Source organism: Streptococcus sp. 2100 (assembly GCF_013276335.1).
Taxonomy (GTDB): domain Bacteria; phylum Bacillota; class Bacilli; order Lactobacillales; family Streptococcaceae; genus Streptococcus; species Streptococcus pseudopneumoniae.
Window position 1 is genome coordinate 8,581 of sequence record NZ_VMKV01000050.1, and the last position, 8,246, is coordinate 16,826.

2 protein-coding genes are annotated in these 8,246 nt (G+C 37.3%); both read left to right on the plus strand.

Annotated features, from left to right (window positions below):
• Nucleotides 1–86: 86 nt before the first annotated feature.
• Nucleotides 87–1,265, plus strand: coding sequence for a hypothetical protein (locus HT669_RS07690; RefSeq protein ID WP_172922309.1), 1,179 nt, complete (start codon nt 87–89; stop codon nt 1,263–1,265).
• Nucleotides 1,266–1,503: 238 nt separating this feature from the next.
• On the plus strand, nt 1,504–7,989 hold the full coding sequence (locus tag HT669_RS07695) for a ZmpA/ZmpB/ZmpC family metallo-endopeptidase (RefSeq protein WP_172933674.1): 6,486 nt from the start codon (nt 1,504–1,506) through the stop codon (nt 7,987–7,989).
• Nucleotides 7,990–8,246: the final 257 nt, after the last annotated feature.

Consider the following 8,246-nt stretch of genomic DNA (forward strand, 5'->3'; position numbering starts at 1 on the left):
CAACCTCAAAGCAGTGTTTTGAGCAGCCTGCGGCTAGCTTCCTAGTTTGCTCTTTGATTTTCATGGAGTATTAGAAAGGAGACCTCATGACACTTCCAGTTAGAAAATCCCTGTATGATGCAGTTTTACAGGCTTCGAAAGCGGATACTTGGGAACAAGCTACCAAGGAATGGAATGAAGTTTCCTTGATTTTTAACGGTATTGGCCGTAGCAATTGTGTCTGTGGAAATGCCATCAAATACGCTTATGAACTCTTTAACGGTGTCACAGGCCAACGCCTCTTTCCAATTGGTAGCGACTGTGTTCGTCATTTTCATCAATTGTCCCTTGACCAGCAATTGGAAGAGGAAGAAAAACTGCTCAGAAAGGTTGAAAATCTAACCAGAAAAGCTCAGAAAAAGGAAAAAATCAAGGTCAATAAAAGTGACTTTGACGAGCGACTTCTAAAATGGCTCTGGGAAAAAGGTGTTTTCAAACCCAATCGTGGCAATCAATTTGCGCCTGAGAGAGACTACCAGCTTTTCCTAGAAGTCTTTCAGGGAGGAAGTTGGACCAAGGCGGAACCAAAGAAAAAGGCTCGGATGGAAGAAGTCCTTGAAAAGTGTATCAAACCCTTTTTACTTGGGAAATCGGATGACCAACTCTACCTTGTCAAGCTAGGCAAGGAGAAAATTTACTACGAACAAGAACTTCGTATCCAGGCAGAGAAAGAACGCAAGAAGAGGGATAAAATCGCCAAGCAATATGCAGACAATCTGGTTCTAGCCATGGGACCCGCAGAGCGTGCTTATCAAGATTACTTTGGCTTTACAGAGACCCTGACTCAAGAAGAACGCAAGTGGGAAAAAATTCTTTTTGGTAAAAATAGAGCAGAACGAGCTATCAAGGCCAAACAATACCAAAAAGAGCTGGAAAAAGACCAACGAATTGCCAGTCAGGATCCAATTGAAAGAAAACAGAAGCAGACTTGGCTCCTCAATTCCTATTTTCGTGAGCTTCCTGAAGAAAAAGCTCGATTTTCTAGGCTCTTATTAGAATATCGAAAAAGTGGTGAAGTACCCTTTTCAACTGAATACCTGTCAGATCATCTCATCGACTTTTTCTATAAAATGAAAGCCTTTGAATTTGAAATCGCACCAGAACAAGTCCGAGATTTTCTAAAAAAAAGCCTGCAGGAAGACCATCGCTCATCAGCACAAGGAAGCTGGATAGAAGGAATTCTCCTCAACTGCCTCAAACCATTTTTAGAACGATTAGTGATATGAGTAACACCTGCCGTGGAAATTTCATGGTAGGTTACATTTTATCCAAAAAATAATAGGGAATTGCAAAACTACTACTTGGTATTTTATATATAAAAAAAGTATGAAAACGCAACTCAATTTTAAGACTTTTTGCTAAATAAAGAGTATAATTAAAGTATGTTCCCTTTTTTATAGATAGTACACTAATATAAAAAAGTTAGGCTTACATATTTTTAAAATTTTATTTCAAGGAGGAATAATGGAAAAGTATTTTGGTGAAAAACAAGAACGTTTTTCATTTAGAAAATTATCAGTAGGACTTGTATCTGCAACGATTTCGAGTTTATTTTTTATGTCTGTATTAGCTAGTTCATCTGTGGCTGCTCAAGAGACTAAAGGTGTTCACTACAAATATGTGACAGAGTCAGAGCTATCATCAGAAGAAAAGAAGCAGCTTGTATATGATATTCCGACATACGTGGAGAATGATGATGAGACTTATTATCTTGTTTATAAGTTAAATTCTCAAAATCAACTGGGAGAATTGCCAAATACTGGAAGCAAGAATGAGATGCAAGCCTTAGTTGCTGGTGCTAGTTTAGCAGCTCTGGGGATTTTAGTTTTTGCTGTTTCCAAGAAAAAAATTAAGAATAAAACGGTATTACATTTAGTATTGGTTGCAGGGATAGGAAACGGTATCCTAGTATCAGCCCATGCTTTAGAAAATAATCTTTTACTGAATTACAATACGGACTATGAGTTGACCTCTGGAGAAAAATTACCTCTTCCTAAAGATATTTCAGGTTACACTTATATTGGATATATCAAAGAGGGAAAAACGACTTCTGATTCTAAGGTAAGTAATCAAGAGAAATCAGTAGCCACTCCAATAGATCAACAAAAGGTAGATTATACGATTGCACCGAATTTTATAGAGAATCCATCAAAAATACAAGTGATTAACGGACAGTATGAGGCTGTTCCAGAATTTAGGGATGGACAAGTTGGAACTGTAGCTACAGAGTCCGCTGAAACTAAAGCTGATACATTATCTAGTGATATGAACTCAGAAGTGGAAAGTCACTCTACACCTCCAACCGTAGATTCTTCTCAGAACGGAGAGAATCTTGGAAAACAGAAAGAAGATGCAACTCCAGTCGAGAAGCCAAAAGAAGTAGAAGAAACAAACAAACCTGAAAAAGATGAGTCAAAAGACGAAACTTCAACAAAACCTGAAAATTCTGGTAATGCAACAACAGAGAATAGCCAAACAGTACCAACTGAATCTAATCAAGGTGATACAAATAAAGTTGGAGAGTCAAATAAACCAGAAAATAATGACTCCAAAAATGAAACTTCAGAAAAAACTGTAGAAGAAGTTCCAGTAAAACCAAATGAAGGCACTACAGAAGGAACCTCAAATCAAGGAGCAGAAAATCCAGTTCAATCTGCAGAAGAATCAACAACAAACTCAGGAGAAGATGCAACTCCTAAGTCAGGAGAAAAATCAGGAGAGACTAAAGAAGAATCTACAGACGCTTCAGAAGTTCATTCTGCAACTCCAGTCGAGAAGCCGAAAGAACAAGAACTAGAAAAAACTGTAGAAGAAGTTCCAGTAAAACCAAATGAAGGCACCACAGAAGGAACCTCAACTCAAGGAGCAAAAAATCCAGTTCAATCTGCAGAAGAATCAACAACGAATTCAGAGAAAGTATCACCAGATACATCTAACGAAAATACTGGGGAAGTGTCCAGTAATCCTAGTAATTCGACAACCTCAGTTGAAGAAACAAACAAACCTGAAAAAGATGAGTTGAATGTCGAGCTTGGTAAAGAATCTGGCACGAAAGAATCTGACAAGTATCAGAATGCAGACCAAGCTAAGCGTACTGCCTACGATCAAGCACTTGCGGCAGCGAAAGCTGTAGTAGCTAAAGAAGGTGCAAGTCAAGCAGGGATTGACCAAGCTAAGAATGACCTAGTGGCAGCTGCGGCAGCCTTGAATGGACAAGGGACTGACAAAGAGCCATTACGAACAGCCGCAACAACAGATGCGACAGCTACCAAAGAGACAGCTAAGTATCAAAATGCAACAGCAGACAAGAAAAAAGCTTATGATGCAGCATTAGAAGCCGCTCAAAAAGTTCTAGCAAAAGCAGGAGCTACACAAGCAGAGGTGAATGCAGCTAAGCAAGCAGTAGAGAATGCAAAAGGTCAATTGGATGGAGTGGCAAGCGACAAGTCTGCCTTGAATGCCGAGCTTGGTAAAGAATCTGGCACGAAAGAATCTGACAAGTATCAGAATGCAGACCAAGCTAAGCGTACTGCCTACGATCAAGCACTTGCGGCAGCGAAAGCTGTAGCAGCTAAAGAAGGTGCAAGTCAAGCAGGGATTGACCAAGCTAAGAATGACCTAGTGGCAGCTGCGGCAGCCTTGAATGGACAAGCAACAAGTAAAGATGAGTTGAAAGACGAAATTGAGAAAGACGATGCAACAAAAGCTGACGCCAAGTACACGAATGCAGACCAAACTAAGCGTACTGCCTACGATCAAGCACTTGCGGCAGCGAAAGCTGTAGTAGCTAAAGAAGGTGCAAGTCAAGCAGAAGTTGAGAAAGCTAAGAATGACTTAGTCGCAGCAGCGGCAGCCTTGAATGGACAACCAACAAGTAAAGATGAGTCAAAAGACGAAACTTCAACAAAACCTGAAAATTCTGGTAATGCAACAACAGAGAGCGGACAAACAGAACCAGAACAACCAAAAGGAAATTCAACTGAGGATGTTTCAACCGAATCAAACACAGCCAATTCAAATGGAAACGAAGAAATTAAACAAGAAAATGAAGTAGAACCTGATAAAAAAGTAGAAGTTCAAGAGAAAACAATAGAACTAAGAAGTGTTTCTGATGTGGAGCTCTATAGTTATGAAGGAGATCGGTCAAAACAGCATACAAGCTTGGATAAAGTACCAGATAATAAATCTGCTTATTTCATTAAGATGAAATCAGCTAAATTTAAAGATGTACTACTTCCAGTTTCAAATATTGAGGACACTATAAAGGACGGTAAAGCAGTCTATAAAATTACAGCTAGCTTGGAACACTTGAAGCAATCTGTAGACAATCAATATCAAGACAATTTTACTTATTATCTTCCAAAAGTTGTTCAAAACGATGGCCCTATCTACACATCATTTAAAAAATTAATAACTGATATGAATAGTAGACCAAGTGGAACATTCACACTTGGTGCAACAATGAATGCTCGCGAGTTTGAGTTAAATGAAAACCAAGAAAGTTATGTTACAAATAACTTTACAGGGAAATTGATTGGTAGTCATCAAGGTAAACATTATGCTATCTATAATTTGAAAAAGCCGTTATTTAATACATTAAATAATGCTACTATTCAGGATCTCACCTTGAAAGATGTCAATATTTCTGGTAAGAATCATGTCGCATCAGTTGCTAAGGAAGCCACAAATTCTTCAACTTTAGATAACGTTCACGTAAATGGAATCATTGCTGGTGAGCTAGGTATCGGAGGACTTGTCCAAAAAGTTGATAATTCTACAGTAAGAAATAGTAGCTTCACTGGAAGAATAACAAATACCTTTGTTACAACCTCTCAGTATGCAATTGGTGGCTTAGTAGGACAATTAACTGGATCTAATTCTGTAGTAGACCATTCTATTTCAACAGTAACCATTTCAAGTAATGCAGAATATTCTAACCAAACCATTGGTGGAATTGCAGGTATCGTAGAAAATAATGCAACTGTAAAAAATAGTTATACTGAAGGTGAAATAAATAATGCTAAACCATTCGCTAGAGTTGGTGGAGTTGCAGGTTCCCTATGGACGCAAGAAGGTGGAACAGATGATAATACCGGCCACTTGAATAATGTTCTCAGCGATATGAATATTACAAATGGGAATGCGATTTCTGGTTACCACTTCAATAATATAAAGGAAACAAATGTCTATAGTAATAAAGAAAACAAAGTAGTCAATGTTCAACAAGTTGATGATGAGGTGATGTCAGTTGATTCCACTGTAGAACGTGGTACTGAGATTGAAAAAACAGCAGTTCAAGCTAAGAAAGAGAAGATTACTAAAAAACACACTGTCACAGTGGAAGATTTCACAAATTCTGCTAAACAGGATGTAGATTATACCAAGGCAGCTCATTATCAGGAGACAAGAAAAGTTGCATATAAAAATATAGAAAAATTATTACCTTTCTATAATAGAGACACCATTGTGAAATATGGAAATCAATTATCAACTGATCATAACCTGTATAAGAAAGAACTGTTATCTGTTGTCCCTATGAAAAATGAGGAAGTAGTCTCAGATATCACTTCAAACAAGAATTCTATCAACCATTTATTACTACATTACAACGATGGAACATCTGAGAAAGTAAACATAACCTACCATAATGACTTTGCAAATCTGGCTGAGTATACTATTGGAAGTACAGGTCTAGTATACACACCAAATGCTTTCCTAAAAGATTACACATCTATAATAGACAGAGTTAAAAACGACTTAAATACAGTACAGTATAATCCAACTGCTCTTAAGAATTTGTTAGGAATCTCTGATAATATTAAATTAACAGAACTCTATCTAGATGAGCAATTCACTAAGACAAAAGATCACTTGACTGAGACTCTTAAAAAATTGCTTTCAGCTGATGCTGCTGTTTCTGGAAATAATAGTGCTATTGACAATTACATTGTTGATAAAATCAAGCGAAACAAAGAAGCCTTGATGCTAGGATTAACCTATCTAGAACGCTGGTATGATTTCAAATTTGATAAGGCTAGCGCAAAAGATTTGCTTATGTTCCATATGGATTTCTTTGGTAAGGGAAATACCTCTCCTCTTGATACGATTATTGAACTAGGTAAATCTGGCTACAACAATCTCTTGGCAAAAAATAATGTGGTTACTTACAATGCCTTGCTGACGAATAACTACGGTACAAAAGACCTGTTTAGTGCTTTAGAAGGCTATCGTAAAGCATTTGCACCTACTCAAACTAACAATGACTGGTTTAAATCACAGACCAAGGCTTATATCGTTGAAGAAAAATCTAATATTCCAGAAGTGAGGGCTAACCAGGAAAAAGCTGGTAGCAAGTACTCTATCGGTGTCTATGATCGAATCACTAGCGACAGCTGGAAATACCGTAACATGGTACTGCCTCTACTTACCTTGCCAGAAAAATCAGTCTTTGTTATCTCGACTATCTCTAGTCTAGGATTTGGTGCTTATGATCGTTATCGCAATAGTGACTATAAGGCTGGTGATAAGCTCAATAAGTTTGTTGAAAAGAGTGCTCACGAAACAGCAGAGCGTCAACGAGATCACTATGATTATTGGTATCGTATTCTAGATGAAAAAGGGCGTGAAAAGCTTTATCGAAATATCTTGCTTTATGATGCCTATAAATTTGGAAATGATAATACTGAAGGAAAGGCTAAAAAAGTAGCAGATTTTGATGATCCAAATCCTGCTATGAAACATTTCTTTGGACCTGTTGGAAATAAAGTCGGTCATAATGAACACGGTGCTTACGCCACAGGTGATGCCGTTTATTATATGGGGTATCGTATGTTGGATAAGGATGGAGCTATCACTTATACGCATGAAATGACGCACGATTCAGATCAGGACATTTATCTAGGTGGATATGGCAGAAGAAGTGGACTGGGACCAGAGTTCTTCGCCAAAGGATTGCTACAAGCGCCAGACCATCCAGATGATGCGACCATTACCATTAACTCAATCTTGAAACATTCAAAATCTGATAGTACAGAAGGACAACGATTACAAATACTCGATCCAACTACGAGATTTAAAGACGCAACAGATCTTCAGAACTACGTCCACAATATGTTCGATGTTATTTATATGCTAGAATATCTTGAAGGTAAATCTATCACAGAGAAACTTACTGATTATCAGAAAATGGAAGCTCTTAGAAAAATTGAGAACAAGTATGTAGAAGATCGTGAAGATGGAAATAAGGTTTACGCAACAAATGTAGTCAAAGATTTGACAGTAGAAGATGCTAAAAAACTGACAAGCTTTGAGAGTTTGATTGATAATAACATCCTTTCAGCTCGTGAATACAAGTCTAAAGAATACGAAAGAAATGGCTACTTCACTATTAAGTTATTTGCACCAATTTATGCAGCATTAAGTAGTAATATAGGAACACCAGGTGACCTGATGGGACGTCGTATAGCCTATGAACTACTAGCTGCTAAAGGCTTTAAAGATGGTATGGTACCATATATCTCAAACCAATACGAAGAAGAAGCCAAACAAAATGGTAAAAAGATAACTATTTATGGTAAAGAACGCGGATTGGTGACAGATGACTTGGTTTTGAAAAAGGTATTTAACGGTCAATATAAAACTTGGACAGAATTCAAGAAAGCTATGTACAAAGAACGCCAAGATAAGTTTGGACAATTAAATACAGTGTCATTTAAGGATCCATCAATTCCTTGGTATATTCGCGGAACAAAAACTATCAATAGCGTGACTGAATTACAGAAATTAATGGATGAAGCTGTTCGTAAGGATGCAGAAGATAATCGTTATTCTTGGTATAACTATAATCCAGAATATGATAGTGCGGTTCATAAGTTGAAGAGAGCAATCTTTAAAGCCTATCTTGACCAAACCGATGATTTTAGAAGTTCAATTTTTGAGAATAAAAAATAGTGTTTACTATTAGGAAATAAAAATTGAATGTAGAGAATTAGAATTGTCATTATTAAAAAAGATAAATTTTCCATTCGGAAAATAAAATGTATTGTTGGTTCGGTGTTACTCGGAAGTGTCTTGGTTGCACCGTAACCGTCCAATAGCGAAGTATATTGAAAAATCTCCAGACTAGGGAACTCACGGATAGTTCCTAATCTGGAGATTTCTTATTTGCACTTTTCTTGTACAACTTTATTCCATGGTAAATAAGCCTC

Coding starts and splice junctions, on each gene's coding strand:
- HT669_RS07690 (WP_172922309.1), top strand. CDS start 87: ATGACACTTCCAGTTAGAAAATCCCTGTATGATGCAGTTTTACAGGCT.
- HT669_RS07695 (WP_172933674.1), top strand. CDS start 1,504: ATGGAAAAGTATTTTGGTGAAAAACAAGAACGTTTTTCATTTAGAAAA.